General features: G+C 63.6%; 2 protein-coding genes. Both read left to right on the plus strand.

The window, feature by feature from the left end:
- Positions 1–140: YcjX family protein (locus tag EOA86_RS34245; RefSeq protein ID WP_164892311.1), on the plus strand; the 140-nt coding region annotated here is incomplete at its 5' end.
- Positions 137–1,225 carry a TIGR01620 family protein gene (locus EOA86_RS34250; RefSeq protein WP_128345557.1) on the plus strand — a complete coding sequence of 363 codons (1,089 nt, stop codon included), beginning with the start codon at positions 137–139 and terminating at the stop codon, positions 1,223–1,225. The genes EOA86_RS34245 and EOA86_RS34250, both read left to right, overlap by 4 nt.
- Positions 1,226–1,502: the final 277 nt, after the last annotated feature.

The raw sequence follows: 1,502 nt of genomic DNA on the forward strand, positions 1-1,502 counted from the left end.
GCAATGAGGACCCGGCGATACGCTTCGTGCGCTTTCGCCCGCCAAAGCTCGAACGCACGGCTGAAGGCGTCACGCTGTCGCTGCCGCATATCAGGCTCGACCGCGCCCTTCAGTTCCTGATCGGAGATCATCTGGCATGACCGCGCCCCGCAAGCCGGCGGCATTTCGCATCGAACCGGAAGCCCTGCCAAAAGAAAGGGCAGCCTTGCGCCAGCCTGACGCTCCATCGGCCAGAAAGCCGCGCACCGTGAAGGCTGATCTTGCCGTCGTCACTCCGGCGGAAATCGACGTTTTCGACGAGCCAGATATTATCGCCGCCGAACCGCCGCCGGCGACCGCGCCGCGTAAGCGTTCGATGCTCGGTGGCTTGTTGTTTGGCGCATTGGGCGTTCTAGTTTCGCTGGCCCTCGGCCTTTGGACCGACCAGCTGATTCGCGATCTGTTCGCGCGTGCCGAATGGCTGGGCTGGCTGGCTGCCGGCATGGCCGTGATCGCGCTGCTGGCGCTTCTGATCATCCTCGTCCGCGAATTCCTGGCGATCACCCGCCTCGCCGAGGTCGAAAAACTGCAGAAGCGGGCACTCGACGCCATTGCCCGCGACGATCCGAAGGCCGCTCGCGCCGTGGTCGACGAACTCTCGGCCTTCGTCGCGGCCAAGCCCGAAACCGCGGCCGGCAGACGCGCGCTGGCTGACCTGCGCGACGAGATCATCGACGGTGGCGATCTGGTGCGCCTGGCCGAGACCGAAATCCTCGGCCCTCTCGATGCGCGCGCCAAGGTGATGATCCTCGAAGCGGCAAAGCGCGTGTCGCTGGTGACGGCGGTCAGCCCTCGCGCTCTGGTCGACGTCGCCTATGTCGTGTTCGAAGCGGGCCGGCTGATTCGCCGCCTGTCGGAGCTTTATGGCGGCCGGCCGGGCACGCTGGGATTCTTCCGGCTGGCACGCAGCGTTCTCGCCCATTTGGCGGTGACCGGCTCGATCGCCGTCGGCGACAGTTTCGTGCAGCAGATCGTCGGCCATGGCCTCGCCGCCCGGCTCTCGGCCAAGCTTGGCGAAGGTGTCGTCAACGGCATGATGACGGCGCGCATCGGCATTGCTGCGATGGAGACCGCAAGGCCTCTGCCCTTCAGCGCCGCGAGGCGGCCCGGCATGGGCGATTTCCTGTCCGCGCTGACATCTTTTGCAACCAAAAAGCAGAAGGAAACATCCGCTTCCGACACGTGACAACCGTCCTACAGCACCGCACATCCTGGTGGCTCGCAAAGGACGCTGTAGCCCTTTGATTTAGCGCATGATCCCATCGCAAATCGCTTCCGATTTTCGGGGCCATGCGCTAGCGGTGACGAAGCATTAACCAATCTTGTTCATGGTCGGACGGGTTCCAAACCAGACTCTTTGTTGCCGGGTGTCGTCGATGAAAAGCGTGATCTTGTCTAGCGTCCTGCCCATGGCGGTCGTGGTTTCAACAATTGCCGGCATGGCCGAAAAGACCTTTGCAGCG

This window comes from Mesorhizobium sp. M5C.F.Ca.IN.020.32.2.1, from assembly GCF_004023105.1.
Taxonomy (GTDB): domain Bacteria; phylum Pseudomonadota; class Alphaproteobacteria; order Rhizobiales; family Rhizobiaceae; genus Mesorhizobium; species Mesorhizobium wenxiniae.

Bases quoted from the DNA above. Each gene is read 5' to 3' on its own strand.
- EOA86_RS34250 (WP_128345557.1), top strand. From the start codon at position 137: ATGACCGCGCCCCGCAAGCCGGCGGCATTTCGCATCGAACCGGAAGCC.